Raw genomic sequence first — 19334 nt, 5'->3', positions numbered from 1 at the left:
GGTCGCCCCGTTTCGCATGCAGCTCGCTTTTTACTTCCGGCATGGCTGTCGGTATGATGTGCCGAGCTGAAAATGACGGTATGGATGATCTGAACTCGTTATGCGGATGAAACCCTTGATTGCCGCGGCCCTGACCGCGCTCACCCTTTCTGGTTGCGGCCTGGTCTATCGCATCGATATTCCCCAAGGCAACTATGTGGAACAAAAGCAGGTGGACAAGCTACGCCAGGGAATGACCCGCGAGCAGGTCGCCTACGTGATGGGCTCGCCCATGCTGCAAGATGCCTTTGACCCCGATACCTGGTACTACCTCTATGAGTTCCAGCCGGGTCGAGGCGACAAGGAGCGAAAGGAGCTGACCATGAAGTTTGTCGGCGATCGCCTGGCTACCGTCAGCGGCGACTTTCCCCTACCCGCCGCCTTCAACACCCCGCTCTGACAAGAACCGGCCACAAGCCGGTTTTTTCATGGAGACATGACACCATGTCACACATCCTGATTGGCGGTGCCACCGGTTTGGTGGGTCGTGCCTTGGTGCAGCAACTGACACCTAATAATGATCTCTGGCTTCCCTGCCGCCACGCCGGCACCGCCCGAAATGGCCACCACTGGTTGGTGACCGATTTTGCCCACCTGACCGACCTGAATCTGCCCGTTCCTATCGATACCGCCTTCTGTGCGCTGGGCACCACCCGGCGTGAGGCCGGCTCGGCCGAGGCCTTTCGCCGAGTCGATCTCGACTATGTGCTGAGTTTTGCCGAACTGGCGCGCCGCCACGGCTGTCGGCGCCTAGTGGTGATCTCCAGTCTGGGAGCCAACCCACACTCGCTCTTTCTCTATCCCCGCACGAAAGGGGAGATGGAACAAGCGCTTCTGGCACAGCCATGGGAACGGCTCGTCATCGTCCGCCCGAGCATGCTGCTAGGTCAGCGACCCCCCCCTCGACGCTCAGAACAAATCAGCCAATATTTCCACCCACTTCTGGCGCCGCTACTGCGTGGTTCTCTTACTCGCTGGCGAGCGATTGAATCTACCCAAGTGGCGCGTGCCATGGTGCACTTGGCGACAGGTGAAGGAATCGACATCATAGAAAACGAGCATCTTCTCACTCTCTAAACAACCGTTGCACACATACCTAAAAACAAGTGAGCGGATAGCCCTCTTGTATCTATTCCTCATAGCCAGCCCAACCAACATGGAGTCAGCCTGATAGGAGGTCTGAGAGGTCTCCCCCTCTTTGCAAGGGAACTTGCAAGGGAAGTGTCGCTTTGTTCCGGCTTCATTATGAAAGAAACATGATTGTCCAACTATGATGACGTCACCGCGATACAAAAATAAGGTGTTTAAAACAATATATGTCACGCATCTCTGTCAGATACGGATAAAAACGACATATCATTGCAACTCATTGATGGAAAAAAACTACGCTTATCAAGTAGCCAAACAATGACGGCATGAATACACCAAGCCGCCTCACCACCTTAATCTATCGATCATCAGTAAAATAATCTCGATCTAGGCTCTCCCCCCCTAAGCCTTCATCCAACAAAGTGGCACTAATAAGTATGAAAATGATGTTCTACCGATTTTTAGATAGAACAAAGCGAAATAACCTCATAAAAAAAGAGCCAATTAACCCTATCCAATAGCACAGTAATGACTAAACCTACGCATCTAGAGCGCCAGATATCATAACTCCTGACCCACACAAGCCACACAGGAACCTTTCGAGTCTTATATAGAATGCACGAATAGAACAAAAAATTATAAGAGGCCTTATGGAACTTATTTAGAAATAGAACTATTAATAAAAAGCCACCTAGCCAGTAAAATATAATGGGCACATGTTAATTATTCGCAGATGCGAATTTCACTCGGGATAAAAAAACCTTTCAAACATTGAAGCCATAGTCTCTCACGAGGAGGCACATTTATGCTTGCATCAGAACAATCCTGTTAATTCAGGAGAGCATCACTCACATTACAAATTTTTTCATGCAAAGGAGAATACCTATGAGCAGGATGCTTTATTTTCTCGCATCTCTCCTGATGGCAACTTTACTCTCGGCCTGTGGTGGGGGGGGCGGAGGGGGTGATGATAGTAGTGGCGGCACACCTCCCGGCACACGCACCCTGACCAAGGTGCAGATCTTCAGCTCCAGCAGTACCGACGCTCGTCGGGATCAGACCAATCCTAGCCTTCCTCTTGGTCTAAAGGGGCGTTGTTTCCCAAATCAGCCAGCAAGTCATGACGTTCCCAGCCCAGGGTGAGCGCTACACTCGGGGCTTTCTGACAGGTAGGCCAAGGGTATTCAGTTTGTTCATCGCACACACGTAGGCCATGACCTCTCCCACTTGACCGTTGTAGTTACGCAGACTGATTTTCCCCGTCAGCAACTGTTTGAACCGGTACATCGCCGTCTCTGCCAGCGAGCGAAGGTGATACCCCGATATCTTCTTCCAGTGCGCCAACCCTTCCTTGCGCATCACCAGCACAGCCTCATTTCTTGGATGCCCCTTTTTCCAGAGCCCCGCACTCTTGCGAGGCGGGATACAGGCTATCGCCCCTTTGCGCGAGATAAGCTGATGGCTGGCCTTGCTGTCATAGGCGCCATCTGCATAAACACGCCCCAGCTTACGCCGCAGAGGGTTAAGCAAGGTGGGCAACACCTCAGCATCATGGACATTTTCCAGCGAGACTTCCGCCGCCACGATATCGTGGCTCACCGGGTCTACCGCCAGATGCAACTTGCGCCACACTCGCCGCTTCTCAGCGCCATGTTTTCTAACCTTCCACTCGCCTTCGCCAAACACCTTCAGGCCAGTCGAGTCGATAACCAGGTCGGTGATGCGCCCCTTGCTGGGCTGCCGATAGGTCACGGTCACCGTGCGGGCCCGCTTGCTGACACAGCTATAGTCCGGTGCGCACAACGGCACATTCATCAACTCGAACAGGGAGTCGAATAGTCCCTGAGTAGCCCGCAGAGTGAGGTTGAAAATTCCCTTGAGCATCAGGAAGGTACAGATGGTCTGGTCAGTGTAAAGCTGGCTGCGGCCCCGCCGCCCATGATGGTCGTGGTAGAGCCAGTTGTTCATGACTTCGGCATCAACCCAGAAGGTGAGTGAACCTCGGTTAATCAAAGACTTGTTGTATTTAGGCCAATTGGTGATGGGGTGAAGCGACTTGCCCATAATGCAGACTTGAAGAGGATGGTGGTGATCAGATCACCAAGTCCTCTGTTAGTTCCATTCAAGCTGCATCGATTTGGGAAACAACGCCGTCTAAAGGCCCAGTACAAGGCCATGGCCATCTACAGCGATGACACCCAGGAAGATGTCAGTACACAGGTCAGTTGGAATATTTCTAGCAGCAAGCTAGGTAGATTGGCCCCTTGAAGATCCAGACACTTCGCCCCTCTTAACTTAAGAGGTAGTCTTGGAGCTATGTTCAGTACTAGTCACAACGAGAAGATGGTCGAAGTGTTAACAGGGGCCGAGCGCCGTCGACGCCGGACTCCACAAGAAAAGATCGCCATCGTGCAGCAGACCTTTGAGCCCGGGATGACCGTCTCTCATGTTGCTCGCTTGCACGACGTCAACGCAAACCAGCTTTTCAAATGGCGTAAGCAATTCCAAGAAGGGTCTCTCACGGCGATCACCGCCGGTGAGGATGTTGTTCCTGCTTCCGAGTTGGCTGCTGCCATCAAGCAGATCCGAGAGCTTCAGCGTCTGCTCGGGAAGAAGACCATGGAGAACGAGATCCTCAAAGAAGCCGTGGAGTATGGTCGAGCAAAAAAATGGATTGCGCATGCGCCCTTGTTGCCGGGGGACGACGATTAAGTGCTGTGAGCCAGGCTCTTAATGTATCGCGTGCGCAGCTATCCGTTCGTGTTCATCGAAAACCGGGTTGGCAAGATGGTCGTCATCATCGCCAGCGTGATGATGCAGCCTTACTTGGCCGTATCATGGAGGCGATGGCAGAGCTTCCCTCCTATGGCTATCGCCGGGTCTGGGCGCTGTTACGGCGTCAGTCTGAGGCAACAGAACAACCTGTGGTAAACGCTAAGCGGGTATATCGCGTCATGCGCGAACATGGCTTGCTGCTGGAAAGAAAACCAGCTGCACCATTGGCCCAGCAGGCACATAAGGGGCGTGTTGCCGTCAAGGAGAGCAATCGACGGTGGTGCTCAGATGGCTTCGAGTTTCGCTGCGATAACGGTGAAAAACTACGTGTCACGTTCGCCATGGATTGCTGCGATAGGGAAGCGTTGGACTGGGCGGCCAGTACTGGGGGTTACGATAGTGACACTGTGCAAGATGTCATGCTGAGGTCTGTCGAACATCGCTTTGGGGATTCGTTGCCGGCATCACCGGTGGAGTGGCTGACTGATAATGGCTCGGCGTATCGAGCCCATGAGACCCGCGCGTTTGCACGAGAAATCGGGTTGGAGCCCAGAACGACAGCAGTGAGAAGCCCACAGAGTAACGGTATAGCGGAGAGCTTCGTGAAGACGATGAAGCGAGACTATATCGAGATGATGCCAAAACCGGATAGCCGAACAGCGGTAGGCAATTTGGCTATCGCGTTTGAGCATTATAACGAGCACCACCCGCACAGCGCCTTGGGATACCGTTCACCACGGGAATTTCTGCGCAGTCGGGTATCACAACCCTAAGCGGGAAAAAGTGTCTGGACCTATGGGGTCAAATCCACTAGCCAACATAGACAACAAAGGGCTTGTCAAAGCCATATTGAAGGGAGTGGTCACCATCACAGCCACCTACCAAGGCCTGACGAGTAACACCTCCACCCTGACCATCACTGACGCCGTCGTCAGTAAAGTTCAAGTGATCCCTCCTGCCGAGCGGTTAGCCAAAGGATTAACCCTGCAACTGAAAGCGATAGCAACCATGAGTGATGGCTCCACACAGGAGATAACAGGCCAATCCAGCTGGAGCAGCAATAAGCCAGATATTTTATCGGTGGATGTGAAGAAGGGATTAGCCACAGGGCTCGCCATTGGACAGGCCACCATCACCGCGGCTGCCCAGGGTAAGAAGGGCGAGGCAACGATCACCGTCTCCGAGCTTGGGATATCACGCATCCAGCTCCTTTCCTCTACAGCGACTCTGGCCAAGGGTACCTCCGTCAAGATAAAGGCAATGGCCATTTTGGAGGACAACAGTAGCGCCGATATCAGCACTCAAGCCAGCTGGAGCAGCAGTGACAGCACTGTGGCCACGGTCGATGCCAGCGGCACCGTCAAAGGGATCGCCGCCGGAAAAGCCACCATCAATGCTGCGCTGAAAGGTGTTAAAGCCAGTACCTCACTCACCATCAGCAATGCCACCGTTGCCAAATTACACATCATCCCGACCAGTGCCACGCTGGCGATAGGAACCCGCACCGGATTCAAGGCGATTGCGACCCTCTCGGATAACACCACTCAAGATGTCACGACCCAGGTCAACTGGAGCAGCAGTGACGAACAGGTGATCACCATCAACGCCCAAGGGGTCGCCACGGCCATTGCCCGAGGCAATGCGCTCATTCGGGCCGCAATACAGGGCATCAGTCATGAAGTCGCCATTGAGGTCAGTAATGCGGTGCCGACGACGCTGCAAATTCAGCCATCCAATGCCACGCTGGCCCAAGGCCTCAAGCTGCCCTTTACCGCTCAGGCCACCTTCAGTGATGGCTCGACTCAGGATGTGACCTCGTTGGTCGCTTGGGACAGCGATGACATCAGCCTGCTCACCATCGATCTTGACGGCCTGGCAACGGCGGTGAAACCGGGAAATGTGACGGTGAGTGCAAGCTGGCAAGGTCTGCTGAGTAACCTCAGCCAAGTCACGGTGAGTAATGCGAGCGTGCAGTCCATTCAGGTGATCCCCGCCACTACCTCTCTGGCCTTAGGGACTCAAGTCCACTTTACCGCCATCGCAACCCTTTCCGATGGCAGTACCGTGGACATCACCAACCAGGCTGATTGGATCACTAGTAATGCAGCTATCGTCACCATAGACGCATCCGGGCTGGCCACTGCGATTGCCAAGGGAAGCGCCACGCTCAGCGCGACCTTGCAAGGTGTAACCCACAGTGCCAGCGTCACTATCACCGATGCCACCGTGGCCAGCCTGCATGTCATCCCGCCCTCAGCCATGCTGGCTCTTGGAACCCAGCTACAACTGCAAGCCATCGCCACCTTTAGTGACGGCACCACTCAGGACATGTCCAGCCAAGTGGCTTGGCTGAGCGACAACGCCTCGGTACTGGTAGTCAGCCTTCAAGGGGAGGTCAGTGCCGTCGATGTCGGAAGTGCCCATGTCTCAGCCAAAATAGCGGGAGTCAGCAGTGCCCCCGTCGCCATCACGGTCACGGATGCGACTGTTTCCGCTATCCAGATAACGCCCACCACCTTAAACCTCGCCATAGGAACCCAAGCCAAACTGACTGCCACGGCAACGCTCTCCGATGGCAGCGTGCAGGATGTGAGCGACCAGGCCTCCTGGAGCAGCAGTGATCCCACTGTGGCGAGCATCTCCAGTCAAGGTCTCGTCACGGCCCAGACCAAGGGTGACGTCACCATCAGCGCACACCTCCAAGGGGTCACCCAGACCGCGACCCTCTCAGTGAGTGACGCTGTGGTCGCCACTATCCAGGTCATTCCACCCACCGCAACCCTTGCCAAGGGGACCAAGCTACAACTGCAAGCAGTCGCCACCTTCAGTGATGGCTCCACTCAGGACATCTCCAGCCAAGTGGCCTGGCTGAGCGACACCCCCTCGATTCTGGTTGTCAGCCTTCAAGGGGAGGTCAGTGCCGTCGATATCGGCAGTGCCCATGTCTCAGCCAAAATAGCGGGAGTCAGCAGTGCCCCCGTCGCCATCACGGTCACAGATGCCACCCTCTCCACAATCCAGATAAGTCCCCCCACCTTGAATCTCACCATGGGGGCCCAGGCTAAACTGACCGCCACGGCAGCGTTCTCCGACGGAAGCGTTCAGGATGTGAGTGGTCAGGTCTCCTGGAGCAGCAGTGATCCCACTGTGGCGAGCGTCTCCAGCCAAGGGCTCGTCACGACCCAGACCAAAGGGAACGTCACCATCAGCGCGACCTTACAAGGTGTAACCCACAGTGCCAGCGTCACCATCACCGATGCCACCGTGGCCAGCCTGCATGTCATCCCGCCCTCAGCCATGCTGGCTCTTGGAACCCAGCTACAGCTGCAAGCCATCGCCACCTTTAGTGACGGCACCACTCAGGACATGTCCAGCCAAGTGGCTTGGCTGAGCGACAACGCCTCGGTACTAGTAGTCAGCCTTCAAGGGGAGGTCAGTGCCGTCGATGTCGGAAGTGCCCATGTCTCAGCCAAAATAGCGGGAGTCAGCAGTGCCCCCGTCGCCATCACGGTCACGGATGCGACTGTTTCCGCTATCCAGATAACGCCCACCACCTTAAACCTCGCCATAGGAACCCAAGCCAAACTGACTGCCACGGCAACGCTCTCCGATGGCAGCGTGCAGGATGTGAGCGACCAGGCCTCCTGGAGCAGCAGTGATCCCACTGTGGCGAGCATCTCCAGTCAAGGTCTCGTCACGGCCCAGACCAAGGGTGACGTCACCATCAGCGCACACCTCCAAGGGGTCACCCAGACCGCGACCCTCTCAGTGAGTGACGCTGTGGTCGCCACTATCCAGGTCATTCCACCCACCGCAACCCTTGCCAAGGGGACCAAGCTACAACTGCAAGCAGTCGCCACCTTCAGTGATGGCTCCACGCAGGATGTCAGCGGCCAAGCCAGCTGGCTGACCAGTACCCCCACGCTGCTGACCATCTCGACAAGTGGTGAGGCAACTGCGCTGGCCAAGGGCAGTGCCAATGTGACGGCAAGTCTCGGCGGCGTTACCAGCAATCAGGCCGCACTGACCATCACGGATGCCACTTTGGTATCGCTACAGGCCATCCCTCCGAGCGCGAGCCTGGCCCTTGGCACCAAGTTGCAACTGCAAGCCATCGCCACCTTCAGTGACGGCTCAACGCAGGATGTCACCGATCAGGTGAACTGGCTCAGTAATGCCCCCGGGGTTATCGCTGTTAGCCTGACCGGCGAGGCAAACTCAGTGGCTCAGGGTAGTGCTACCGTGACCGCCCACACAGGCAGTATCGATAGCAACCCGGTCACACTGACCGTGACGAGCGCAACAGTGCAGAGCCTGCAAGTGATCCCGGCCACGCTGAATCTGGCCATGGGAACACAGACCCAGATGAGCGCACTAGCGACCCTCTCGGATGGCAGCGTGCAAGACGTCAGCAGCCAGGTTTCCTGGAGCAGTAGCGATCCTGCCGTGGCCACCGTGACTTCTCAGGGCATGGTTAGTGCCATCGCCAAGGGCAGTGTCACGATCGGAGCCAACCTGCAAGGCATCAGCCAAAGTGCCAGTCTCACCATTACTGATGCGGTAGTGAGCAGCATTCAGGTTATCCCTCCCACCCCCTCACTAGCTGCGGGAACCAAGCTGCAATTCCAAGCACTGGCGACTTTCAGTGATGGAACCACGCAAGATGTGAGTGGCAAAGCGAGCTGGATCAGCAGCGCCACTGATGTGCTGGCGATCAATCTGAGCGGTGAAGCGACCGGTCTCAAGGCTGGCAATGCGACCGTCACCGCCACCCTCGGAGGTGTCACCAGTAACGGGGCAAGCGTCACCGTGACCAATGCCGTGGTCAGCACGGTACAAATCAGCCTCAGTGGCGCTAGCTCTCTGGCTAAGGGAACATCGGTGCAGTTCAGCGCACAAGCGATCTTGAGTGATGGCACCACGCAAGATGTGAGCAATCAGGTCTCTTGGCTGAGCAGCGACACGAGTCGCGTCACCATCGACGCGAGCGGTAAGGCAACCGCCGTGGCACTGGGTAGCAGCAATATCAGCGCCAAGATCAATGGTGTTGAGAGTACGCCGATTACCCTTACGGTGACGGATGCCACCCTGGCTCAGTTGCAAGTCACCCCCGCAACCATCACCCTGGCCAAGGGAACCAGTCAGCAACTGACAGCCATGGCGACATTCAGTGATGGCTCAACCCAGAATCTCACCTCTCAGGTGAGCTGGGGAGTGACCCCGAGCAGCATCGCCACCGTATCGGGCAGCGGACAGCTCACCGCCGTCGCAACGGGCAGTGCCACCGTTGTCGCAACCCAAGGGGGCATCAGCAGCAACGAGGCACAACTGACCGTCACGGCAGCGACGGTCAGCAGCATCGAGATTGGGGCGTCCTCCACGTCGCTGGCGGCAGGTAGCAAAACCCAGCTCAGTGCTAAGGCCACGCTCTCTGATGGCAGCGAGCAAGATGTCAGCAGCCAGGTCTCCTGGAGCAGTTCCGATGCGAACGTCGCCACCGTTAATGCCAGTGGTCAGGTCACCGCCGTCAATCCGGGTTCGGCTACCATTCATGCCCAACTCAACGGTGTTGCGCAGGATCTGGCCATCACGGTGACACCGGCTACCGTGGCCAGCATCGATCTCAAGGCCACCGACAGCGCTCTGGCACTCGGTCTGAGCACCCAATTGCAAGCGCTGGCGACTTACAGCGACGGCAACGTGGTCGATGTTACCAGCCAGGTAAACTGGGGGAGCAGTGACACCAGCGTGCTGGGTGTCGATGCTAACGGCAAGGTCACCGCCCTTGGCATTGGTAATGCTACCGTGACCGGGCAGTTGGGGGGCGTCAGCCAGAATATCGGCCTTAGCGTCACCAATGCGGTGATCACCGGCATCAGCATTACGCCGATCGATCCGCTGGCCAAGGGAACCCAGGGGCAACTCAAGGCTATCGCCACCTTGAGCGACCTGACTCAGATGGATGTATCGGCGTTGGCCAGTTGGAGCAGTAACAACACGAGCGTCGCCACCGTCGATCTTGATGGTACCGTCAGTGGTGTGAACGTGGGCACGGCTACCATCCGTGCCAGCCTGGGCGGGGAAAGTGCCACCACGGCAGTGACCGTCACAGCAGCCACGCTCTCGAGCCTGACCCTGTCCGCCACCGAGTCGCTCAATCTGCTGACCCTGGCTCGTACTCTGACCTTTACTGTGATGGCCACCTACTCAGATGGCAGCCAGCAGAATGTCACCAGCTCGGCCAGCATCCGCCATAATGGCTCGCTGATCACGCTGGGGGTCGGTAACACTTACGTTCTGGTGAACCTGCTAACCGACAGCACCTTCCAGGCCAGCCTCAATGGGGTGAACAGTAATACCCTGCTCTACAAAACCCTGCTATAAGCAGATCCCTGATGCAAAGAGCCGCCCGAAGGCGGCTCTTTTTTATTTGGACATGACAATTCGAACATATAAGACAGAGGGGCATGATGCCCCTCTTGTTCGCTTGCATGATTACACTCGGAAACGGTGAACCATCTCATGCAGCTGACTGGATAGCTGAGTCAGCTCGTTGCAAGCCTGAGCCATTTGATCTGCACCAGTAGCCACCTCTTCCGAGGCTTTACTGATGTTGACCATATTGCGGTTCAGCTCTTCAGTCACCGCATTTTGCTGCTCAGTGGCCGTTGCAATCTGAGTACTCATTTCAGAGATACAGTTAACCGCCCCGTTGATTTCACCAATGGCATGACCTGCCTGGCGGGCACTCGCCACCGTTTCTCTGATGATACCTTGGCCTTGTGACATAGTGACGCCAGCCTGATCGGCCCGCTGACGCAGTTCGGAAATAATGTCATTGATACGGGAGGTTGAGTCCTGAGTACGACGAACCAGGGAGCGCACTTCATCGGCCACGACCGCAAACCCTCTACCGTGCTCACCAGCGCGAGCGGCCTCGATGGCGGCATTGAGGGCCAGCAGGTTGGTTTGATCGGCGATGTCATGGATAACATCAAGCACGACCCCAATATTTCGGCTGTCATTGCCCAACTGCTCGATGATACCGGTGGCATCTTCAATGACCTCTTCAACCTTCTCGATGCGGTTGATGGAGTCGCGCACCGTCTTGGCACCGGCTTCTGCACTCTGGTTGGCCCGCACCGCAGAATCAGCCGCATCGCTGGTGTTGCGGGAGACCTCGTGTACGGTGGCACGCATCTCATCCATCGCGGTTGAGAGGTGATTAATATCACTACGCTGGTTGTTCATATTGCTGGCCGACTGGCAAGCAACCGCACTGATCTCTTCTGCGGCGGAAGTCAGATGCACGACAGAGTTAGATACTTCACCCACTAACGTACGCAAGCTACCTTGCATCTCGTCAAAGCCTTTGGCTAGTGCGCCTAATTCATCGCGGCGGAAGATACTGTGATCCAGCTCAGTACGCAGATCCCCTTGCGCCACTCGACGAATTTGTGACAGCAAGACCACGATCGGACGACGAATTTGCTGGGTTAAATAGGTGGAGAGCAGCAACATGAGGATCACACTCACGATGCCGGCACCGTAACCAATTTCACGACCGCGCTTATACGTGATTTCACTGTCTTTAGCCTGATTAGTCGCAATCTCGACATTGATCTCACTCAGGTGTTCAGCATAGCGAATAGCCTCGAGCAGCACAGTCCTACTCTCGTTATCCCGCAGGCTGATAACACGAGCCATGTCTTTTTGGCGCACAGCTTCTTCGATGTCATCATGAATTTGATAGTAGCGCTGGAGGCTCATGCCCAACTTGTTGTAGGTCGTCTGTTCATCCTGATTGAGGAAGGGGATGGTGCGATAGTACTCAAACTCTTTCTCGAAGATGTCGTGATGGGCTTGGAACTGCTTGATGTTCTCTTCATAACCCGCTTCATCGCCATGAGAGAGGGCCAGCAAGGCCGCCAGTTCCATACGGCGGGCATCCAGCAGGTAAGCGTTGATCTTTCCAGAACTGACAACGGAGGGCAGCATGTTGCCCGACAGTTCAGATGTGTCGGTATAGAGGCGAGATAATTGGGTCAGCGAGATGATCACCACGGAGATGAGCATGAGCGCCATGACGGCAAACCCTCCCCCTAACTTCTGACCAATCGACAATTTCTTCAGCATGACAGACATCCTTTTGCGCCGAGGTTTGGCTGCCAAGAGACAGAACAAAATCCCATAACGCACAGTGTTTAAAACAGATACACATCCTCGTGATGTGTGTGCTTCCCTCCATTGAGCGACCATTATCTCTTCGAACTTAAATAAAATATGGTGATCCGCTAAATCAGGGTTCGCAATCTGGGTGCTGCACATCCCCCCACAGAAAAAGAAAACGTTTTCCGCTGTTTGGCCGTACGCGAGTCCAGTCCCTTATCTCTTCAATAATTCTTCATTAATTGAAAATTCATTTCAGTTTTCGCCAGAAATGGTCGCATCACGTCATACATGTGAGCTAACTCACTCCCATTTTTACCTCAGCGCACCATGGAGTTTTGCCCACACCCTTCGCAGCAGAACTCCATAACAAGGATATTTATCATGTTGAAGAATTTATCGATTGGTCAAAAATTGGGGGCTGGGTTTGCTGTATTAGCACTCATGATCATCTCCTTGGTGCTCTTATTGCTGGCCCAGCTCTCACGCCTTCACAACGACACCGCCAGCCTGGCAGAAGATATCCTTCCCTCTGTCGCCAGCTCTGGAAAGATCAATGCCTATCTGCTGGATGCTCGCCGTATGGAGCTCAATGCATTGCTGGATCTTGCCGGTGGCGATCTCGCCGGATATGAACGTTTCAATAAAAAATTCAATGACTTCCGCGATGAGTTTGAAAGGGAATTTGCCCATTACCGCACTTTAACGTTTAGCTCGCCAGAAGAGCGTGCTATGTACGATAAGCTGGGCATGCTCCTCAACCGGTATTATCAAATCCATGAATACATTGAAACGGCAGTGCAGCAAGGCGATAACGAAAAAATTACTAGCCTTCGTAATAATGAAAGCCGTGTTGCACTACTTGAGGCGATAGAGTATGCAAACAATCTTCGAGAAATGAATGAAACCATCTCCTCCATTCAAGCGAAAGAGAGTGAGGAGACCTATATACAAGGCCGTAACATCGGTTATGGTGCAGGTATTTTCACCACTATTTTGGTGATAATCCTTTCGACCGTATTGACCCAACAGATCCGCCGCCCGATAGCTGCGCTGCTGATACAAATCCGTCGGGTCGCCCAAGGGGATCTCAGTGCCTCCATCGATCGCAGCCTGTTTCGTCATGATGAGCTGGGCGCCGTGGCCAAAGGTCTTGACGAGATGCAAGACAGCCTCAGAACCTTGGTGAGTGAAGTGTCTGCCTCTGTCGTGCAACTGAGCTCTGCCGCCGAAGAAATCAGCATGGTGGCCGGACAGTCTGCTGGCAACATGAATAACCAGCAGTACGAGATAAACCAACTCTCCGCCGCGATGGATGAGATGCGAGCCACCGTACACGAGGTCTCCCGCAACACCAGCGATGCGGCCGATTCCGCAGGCCACGCCAATCAGAGCGCGGAAGCCGGTGCCAAGACAGTACACGACTCCATCAACCGCATCGAGAAGGTTGAAGAGGTGATCGAAGAGGCGGCATGCATCATCGAGCAACTGGGCAATGACAGTCAGAACATCGGCATGGTTCTCGATGTCATCCATAACATTGCCGATCAAACCAACCTGCTGGCCCTCAACGCGGCCATCGAGGCGGCCCGTGCCGGTGAGCATGGCCGAGGATTTGCGGTCGTGGCCGATGAAGTGCGCTCTCTGGTTCGACGCACTCAGGATTCAACCTCCCGTATCAATGACATTATCTCTGAGCTGCGCCAGCGCGCAGAGCTGGCGAGCGTGACCATGAAGCAAGGGCAGGGAATCATGAAGGACACGGTGGCGAGTGCCCGTCAAGCAGGCAGCGCTATTGGTGAAATCAATGGTGCGGTCACGACTATCTCCGAAATGAGCGTACAAATTGCGGCCGCCACAGAGCAACAAAGTGCCGTGACCGAGGAGCTGAACCGCAACATGGTTAACATCACCAGAGCCTCGGAAGAGGTGGCCACCGGCGCCAACCAAATGGCCCAGGCTTGCAATGAGCTGACCCAGTTAGCCAGCCAGTTGCATGGCATGGTCAGCCGCTTCCAAGTGTAACTACTGCACGGCGCTGATGAATGCCTCGCGGCGCACTGCGGAGCATGACCAGACACCGGCCTAAGGCCGGTGTCTTTTTATAGGGCGTGTGCGCTCACGCCCTTGATTATCACTGCCCGCCCCCGCCTGCACAGGCGAGCGGGAGTTATGCCGCCCCCCTCCAAGTGCAGGATCGCCGCCGGAAAACGGCGAGGCCGATTAACGCGGTTCGAGGCAGTTATCTTCTTTCCAGCCGTACAGCCACTCCATACTGCGGTAAAACTCGTCCTGGGTTTTCCCCTTCCAGAGCAGGTTTCTCACCTGGCGTTCCACGCCGGCGGCGTGGTAAAGCCGCCCCATTTCACGGGTAGACCAGACAATACGCGCGGTACGGGGAATACGCACTGATTCGTACAGCGCAAAGGCGCGTGCCACATCGCCATCACAGCTCGCCAGCGCTTTTCCGAGCGTGACCGCATCTTCCAGCGCCATGCACGCCCCTTGCGCCATGTACTGCGCGACCGGGTGCGCGGCATCCCCCACCAGTGTGATGCGCTCGTTGCCCCACTTGGCGAGCGGTTCACGATCGGCGGTGGCCCATCGGCGCCAGGTCGTGGGTTTATCCAGCATTTGCCGCGGACGAGGATGAATGCCCTCAAAGTAGGAGAGCACCTCTTCCTTGCTGCCGTCCGTCACGCCCCACTCTTCCTTATTGCGGCTGTGGAACGTCACCACCAGGTTGTACTGCTTGCCACCGCGCAGCGGATAATGCACCAGATGGCAATGCGGCCCGGCCCACAATACCGGCGCATTAATGCACAAGTCTTCCGGCATGTCGGCCCGATCGATCACGGCGCGATAAACCACATGACCGGTCACGCGCGGTGTGTCGTTCACCAGGCTCTGACGCACCACGGATTTCACTCCGTCACAACCGATAAGAATATCCGCCGTCCAGCGGTTGCCCTGGTCGTCAATGACCGTCACGTCGTCGGCGCTTTGCTGAATATCAACGATGTTGGTGGATGTCCGGTACTCGATACCGGGCTGCTTCTGCGCAGCCTCCCACACGGTAGCGTGAATATCCACGCGGTGAATCACCGCATACGGGCCACCGAAATGCTCCCGAAACGCCTGCCCCGTTTCGATACTCACCACCTCTTCGGCATTGACCGCATCCATCATCGTAATATGGTCGGTAAACACCGCGCGCTCACGGGCGACCTCGCCCACCCCCAGGCTATCTAGCGCCGAGAATGCGTTAGGGCCAAGCTGAATACCTGCACCGATTTCACCAATCTCATGTGCCTTTTCCAGCAGCATGACCTGAACGCCCTGGCGAGCCAGTGACAGTGCCGTTGCAGCGCCACCGATCCCTCCACCAACCACGATTGCTCGTATCGCTTTCATGATGTCCCTCTCCTGTTATGCCGGAATTTTATCTTGCTGATTTTCAGGCGCGGCGGCGATGAAGGCCGGTAACCGAGTGCAGGCGTCATACACCGCCTGGCAACGGGGGTAACCGCTCAGATCGCATCCCATACGCAGCGCATTGGCCCATTGCGGGATTAGGCAGCAATCGGCGAGCGTCACGGAAGTACCGACGCAAAACTCGCCGGACTGGTTACTGTGTAGCAATCGCTCCACCGCGCTCAATCCCTGCTGGATCCAGTGTTCGTACCAACGTTTCTTGGCCTCTTCACTGATGTGCAGCTCATCGCTGAGGTAGCGCAGTACCCGCAGGTTGTTGATGGGGTGGATATCGCAACTGATGGCATAAGCGATCTCCAGCACGCGCATGCGCTCGGTCTCATCAGCAGGCAATAGCGGCACCTGCGGGTAATGACGGTCGAGCCAGTCAATGATCGCCAGTGATTGCCCCAACGACGCCCCTTCATCGGTCACCAGCGCCGGCACCAGTCCCAGCGGATTCAGTTGCCGGTACTCCAGCGTGTTCTGCTGACCGATACGGATGTTCACTCCGGTGCTCTGGTAATCAATCCCTTTCAACGCCAGCGCAATACGCACGCGGTACGACGCGGAGCTATTAAAAAAACTGTACAGCTTCATCGGCCACCTCAAACCACGTTGACGGCGATGGGGGTCAGGCCATCCACATTGCCGGTGATCCGATCGCCCTTGACCACGGCGCCCACCCCTTCCGGCGTACCGGTAAAGATCAGATCGCCTGGCTGCAACTCGAAAAAGCCGGACAGGTAGCTGATGGTCTCGCTAACCGACCAGATCAAATGGCGAATATCGCTGCGCTGGTGATCTTTGCCGTTCACCTGCAACCAGATAGGCGACTTCGCCACATTGACCTCCTCGGCCTTATGCAATGGCGCTATCGGCGCGGAGAGATCGAACGCCTTGCCGATTTCCCACGGACGCCCCATCTGACGCATCTCCATTTGCAGGTCGCGCCGGGTCATATCAAGACCGGTCGCGTAGCCCCACACATACTCAAGCGCCTTTTCCTGGGGGATATCCTTCCCCTGCTTGCCAATGGCCACCACCAGCTCGATTTCGTAGTGATAGTTGTTGGTTTTAGCCGGATAGGGCAGCTCCAGTGTCTGACCATCGGCAACCGGCACCACGGCATCTGCCGGTTTGCAAAAAAAGAACGGCGGCTCCCTGTCCGGATCAAAGCCCATCTCTCTGGCGTGCGCGGCATAATTACGACCTACGCAATAGACGCGGCGAACCGGGAACCGCTGCTCACTGCCAACAACGGGAATCGTGACCGGTGCCTGCGGGGCAAAAACATACTGAGTCATGCTTCTTTCTCCATTAGTAACGGGCTTCACGGAACAGCCCCAGCGCTTCTTGAACAGGACGATCTGAAAAACTGAACAACACTGTCTCTTCACTGGCATCGAACGACACGCTGTGCCACGTCGGCACCACAAAAATGTCTTTGGCCTGGAAATGGAACACCTGATCGCCCACCGTCACCTTCCCGGCCCCCTCCACCACGTGGTAGATGGTGCTGTCAGTGGTCTTCGCTTGGCGCGAGCGAAATCCCTTTGGCAACAGTTGCAAGAAGGCCCCTATCGACGGCATCGGATAGCCGCCGGTGACCGGGTTGACGTAACGCATCTTGTAGCCATCCCACTCGTCGGCATCGCCCAGCCGGGTCAGGTCATGCAGCGCTTCGCGGCTGCGGTCATAGCGATAGTTAAAAATGGGGGATGAGTTCCCAACTTGGTGGCGTAGCGGCAGCATGTTGGCGGCGTAGCGCGGCATATAGTCACCTTCCGGGCGAGTCACGGGTTGCTGCTCTTGCGGGTAATCCTCAGCAAAACCACAGCCGAGGTAATTCACCAGCGGCAGGTCAAGGCCATCGACCCAGACCACCGGCTCGTCGCCAGGGTTGCCGTGATCGTGCCAACGCCATTGCGGTGTCAGGATGAAATCACCGGCATGCATCTGAGTGCGTTCACCATCAACGGCGGTAAACGCCCCTTTCCCCTCGACGATGAACCGCAGCGCCGACTGGTTATGGCGGTGGCTCGGTGCCACCTCGCCCGGCATGATCAGCTGCAATCCGGCATACAGCGACGAGGTAATCGACGCCTGTCCACGCAGCGCCGGATTCTCCAGCACCAGCACGCGGCGCACCGCCTCTTTGGCACCGATCAGGTTGCCGCTCTCCAGCAGCAACGGGCGAATGTCCTGATAATTCCAGTGCGCCGGCGCACAGTTGGCATTCGGCGTTTTGGGCACCAGATGGTGCAGCGACTCCCAAAGTGGGGCCAAGTTCTTTTCTGAAATGTGTTGGTAAAACTGCTGGCGGCTAGCTTGAACATGCTGTTGAGGTGCAGACATCACGATTCTCCTTATTTATTCACGACGCCGGCCAGGGGTCGTGTGGCGGGTACAGTTGTTGTCGGGTAAACCACCAGCGTCAGCAGCATCAAGATGACGGCGCTAATCACAGCCGGCACGGCGATGATGAAAAACAGGGTGTCGAAAGAGAAATTCATCGCCATCATCATTCCGCCAGAGAGGGAGCCAACGATGGCGCCGCAGCGGCCCACCGCGTTAGCCCAACTGACGCCCGTCGCGCGGCTCTGGGTGGGATAAAGGGTGGCAGTGATGGCATTTAGGCCAACCTGAGAGCCGCTGACACCAATCCCGGTGCCAAACACCACCAGCGCCATCAGCCACAGTCCGTCCTCACTCAGCCCAATCATGACAATACACACAGCCCCGGCGGCATAGCTGAGAGCCAGCACCCAGAAAGGGTTAAATCTGTCCATTAATACGCCAAGCAAAATGGCCCCCAGCGTACCGCCTATCTGGAAGGCCGCCGTTATCCAGGAGGCGTGTTGCAGGTCAATGCCTCGCTGATAGAGCAGCGTCGGCATCCAGCTAGACAGCAGATAGATGATCAGCAGGCTCATGAAAAAGATGCCCCACAACATCAGGGTGATCGGCAACTGACGCCCGGCGAAAAGCTGGCCTATGCTGCCTTTTTGCTCCGCGGTCGATTCGTTGAGCCAGAACTCCGTGTTGTCGTAACGCTCGCCGGTAATGGCGCTGACGGTGCGGGCGATCACCGGTTGCGGCAACTTATGCCGAACCTGCCAACGCGGCGATTCCGGGAGCCAGATCAGCAGCGCGACGCACAGTACCAGTGGCAGCACACCGCCCAATATCAGGATGCCGTGCCAGCCGATCACCGGGATCAGTTGCGCACTCACCAGCCCACCCATCGCCGAGCCGAGAGTAAAACCGCAGAACATCATGGTCACCAGCGCACCGCGACGCCGTGACGGCAGGTATTCCGAGGTCATGGTGATGGTGTTCGGCATCGCCCCGCCAAGGCCGAGACCGGTTAAAAATCGCAGGGCCACCAGCGTTTCCAGATCCGGCGAGAACGCAGAAAGCAGGCTGAAGAGACCAAACAGCGCCACGCAAAGCTCAATCACGCGTTTGCGTCCGAAGCGGTCAGAAAGCGGGCCGCACAGCAGCGCCCCTATGGTCAGCCCCAGCAAGCCGGCGCCAAACAGGGGGGCCAGCTCACCGGCCGTTAATTGCCAATGGTCGCGAATATCCGGCGCGATAAAACCAATTGCAGCCGTATCGAAACCATCTGTCATCACCACCAGAAAACAGCAGATGATGACGCGCCACTGGATGCCGCTGATAGGAGCAGCATCGATTAGCGCCTGTAGATCAAGTCGTTGAGTCATAGCGAATACCTCAGGTACTCATGGGTAAGGTGTGTGTTTTTTTATTGGAATGTTGCAACC

General features: G+C 56.2%; 12 protein-coding genes. 5 read left to right on the top strand and 7 right to left on the bottom strand.

Going from position 1 to position 19334, the window contains the following annotated elements:
• Nucleotides 1–100: 100 nt before the first annotated feature.
• Both FE240_RS04965 and FE240_RS04960 read left to right on the top strand, forming a co-directional pair.
• Nucleotides 101–439: an outer membrane protein assembly factor BamE gene (locus FE240_RS04965; protein WP_042047178.1), complete on the top strand. Its 339-nt coding sequence runs from the start codon at nucleotides 101–103 to the stop codon at nucleotides 437–439.
• A 44-nt stretch (nucleotides 440–483) separates the two neighbouring features.
• Nucleotides 484–1116, top strand: a complete 633-nt coding sequence (locus tag FE240_RS04960) for an NAD-dependent epimerase/dehydratase family protein (RefSeq protein ID WP_193003615.1) — start codon at nucleotides 484–486, stop codon at nucleotides 1114–1116.
• A gap of 1158 nt (nucleotides 1117–2274) precedes the next feature.
• On the opposite strand, the gene FE240_RS04955 is transcribed toward FE240_RS04960, so the two are convergent.
• Nucleotides 2275–3192: an IS5 family transposase gene (locus FE240_RS04955; protein ID WP_193003614.1), complete on the bottom strand. Its 918-nt coding sequence runs from the start codon at nucleotides 3190–3192 to the stop codon at nucleotides 2275–2277.
• Between the two features lie 279 nt (nucleotides 3193–3471).
• Between FE240_RS04955 and FE240_RS04950 the strand changes: the two genes are divergently transcribed.
• A protein-coding gene (locus FE240_RS04950) for an IS3 family transposase (RefSeq protein ID WP_102948393.1) occupies nucleotides 3472–4676 on the top strand; the annotation gives its coding sequence in 2 pieces (ribosomal slippage) (nucleotides 3472–3790 and nucleotides 3790–4676; 1206 coding nt in all).
• A gap of 85 nt (nucleotides 4677–4761) precedes the next feature.
• Complete coding sequence (locus tag FE240_RS04945) at nucleotides 4762–10287, top strand: beta strand repeat-containing protein (protein ID WP_193003613.1); 5526 nt, start codon at nucleotides 4762–4764, stop codon at nucleotides 10285–10287.
• Between the two features lie 111 nt (nucleotides 10288–10398).
• Here FE240_RS04945 and FE240_RS04940 read toward each other — a convergent pair whose 3' ends face one another.
• A complete protein-coding gene (locus FE240_RS04940) occupies nucleotides 10399–12039 on the bottom strand; it encodes a methyl-accepting chemotaxis protein (RefSeq protein WP_193003612.1) in 1641 nt (546 codons plus the stop codon).
• 417 nt (nucleotides 12040–12456) lie between these two features.
• On the opposite strand from FE240_RS04940, the gene FE240_RS04935 reads away from it, so the two are divergent.
• The gene (locus FE240_RS04935; RefSeq protein ID WP_193003611.1) at nucleotides 12457–14097 is read left to right on the top strand and encodes a methyl-accepting chemotaxis protein; all 1641 of its coding nucleotides are present in this window, start codon (nucleotides 12457–12459) and stop codon (nucleotides 14095–14097) included.
• A gap of 198 nt (nucleotides 14098–14295) precedes the next feature.
• Here FE240_RS04935 and FE240_RS04930 read toward each other — a convergent pair whose 3' ends face one another.
• The 5 genes from FE240_RS04930 to mhbT are packed head-to-tail and all read right to left on the bottom strand — an operon-like array spanning nucleotide 14296 to nucleotide 19274.
• Nucleotides 14296–15486, bottom strand: coding sequence for a 3-hydroxybenzoate 6-monooxygenase (locus tag FE240_RS04930; protein ID WP_226799004.1), 1191 nt, complete (start codon nucleotides 15484–15486; stop codon nucleotides 14296–14298).
• A 15-nt stretch (nucleotides 15487–15501) separates the two neighbouring features.
• Nucleotides 15502–16146, bottom strand: coding sequence for a maleylacetoacetate isomerase (maiA, locus tag FE240_RS04925; RefSeq protein ID WP_193003610.1), 645 nt, complete (start codon nucleotides 16144–16146; stop codon nucleotides 15502–15504).
• 8 nt (nucleotides 16147–16154) lie between these two features.
• A complete protein-coding gene (locus tag FE240_RS04920) occupies nucleotides 16155–16853 on the bottom strand; it encodes a fumarylacetoacetate hydrolase family protein (RefSeq protein WP_193003609.1) in 699 nt (232 codons plus the stop codon).
• Between the two features lie 13 nt (nucleotides 16854–16866).
• Nucleotides 16867–17904, bottom strand: coding sequence for a gentisate 1,2-dioxygenase (gene gtdA, locus FE240_RS04915; protein ID WP_193003608.1), 1038 nt, complete (start codon nucleotides 17902–17904; stop codon nucleotides 16867–16869).
• 11 nt (nucleotides 17905–17915) lie between these two features.
• Nucleotides 17916–19274 carry a 3-hydroxybenzoate transporter MhbT gene (gene mhbT, locus FE240_RS04910; RefSeq protein ID WP_193003607.1) on the bottom strand — a complete coding sequence of 453 codons (1359 nt, stop codon included), beginning with the start codon at nucleotides 19272–19274 and terminating at the stop codon, nucleotides 17916–17918.
• Between the last annotated feature and the right edge of the window lie 60 nt (nucleotides 19275–19334).

Source organism: Aeromonas simiae (assembly GCF_014892695.1).
Classification (GTDB): domain Bacteria; phylum Pseudomonadota; class Gammaproteobacteria; order Enterobacterales; family Aeromonadaceae; genus Aeromonas; species Aeromonas simiae.
Note: the sequence above shows the minus strand (reverse complement) of the source record. Positions and strands in the feature narration are given on the sequence as shown.

What these genes read in the sequence shown, in the direction of transcription:
- maiA (WP_193003610.1), bottom strand. Translation starts at nt 16,146, where the DNA reads ATGAAGCTGTACAGTTTTTTTAATAGCTCCGCGTCGTACCGCGTGCGT.
- FE240_RS04935 (WP_193003611.1), top strand. Translation starts at nt 12,457, where the DNA reads ATGTTGAAGAATTTATCGATTGGTCAAAAATTGGGGGCTGGGTTTGCT.
- FE240_RS04940 (WP_193003612.1), bottom strand. Translation starts at nt 12,039, where the DNA reads ATGCTGAAGAAATTGTCGATTGGTCAGAAGTTAGGGGGAGGGTTTGCC.
- mhbT (WP_193003607.1), bottom strand. Translation starts at nt 19,274, where the DNA reads ATGACTCAACGACTTGATCTACAGGCGCTAATCGATGCTGCTCCTATC.
- FE240_RS04960 (WP_193003615.1), top strand. Translation starts at nt 484, where the DNA reads ATGTCACACATCCTGATTGGCGGTGCCACCGGTTTGGTGGGTCGTGCC.
- FE240_RS04965 (WP_042047178.1), top strand. Translation starts at nt 101, where the DNA reads ATGCGGATGAAACCCTTGATTGCCGCGGCCCTGACCGCGCTCACCCTT.
- FE240_RS04930 (WP_226799004.1), bottom strand. Translation starts at nt 15,486, where the DNA reads ATGAAAGCGATACGAGCAATCGTGGTTGGTGGAGGGATCGGTGGCGCT.
- gtdA (WP_193003608.1), bottom strand. Translation starts at nt 17,904, where the DNA reads ATGTCTGCACCTCAACAGCATGTTCAAGCTAGCCGCCAGCAGTTTTAC.
- FE240_RS04920 (WP_193003609.1), bottom strand. Translation starts at nt 16,853, where the DNA reads ATGACTCAGTATGTTTTTGCCCCGCAGGCACCGGTCACGATTCCCGTT.
- FE240_RS04955 (WP_193003614.1), bottom strand. Translation starts at nt 3,192, where the DNA reads ATGGGCAAGTCGCTTCACCCCATCACCAATTGGCCTAAATACAACAAG.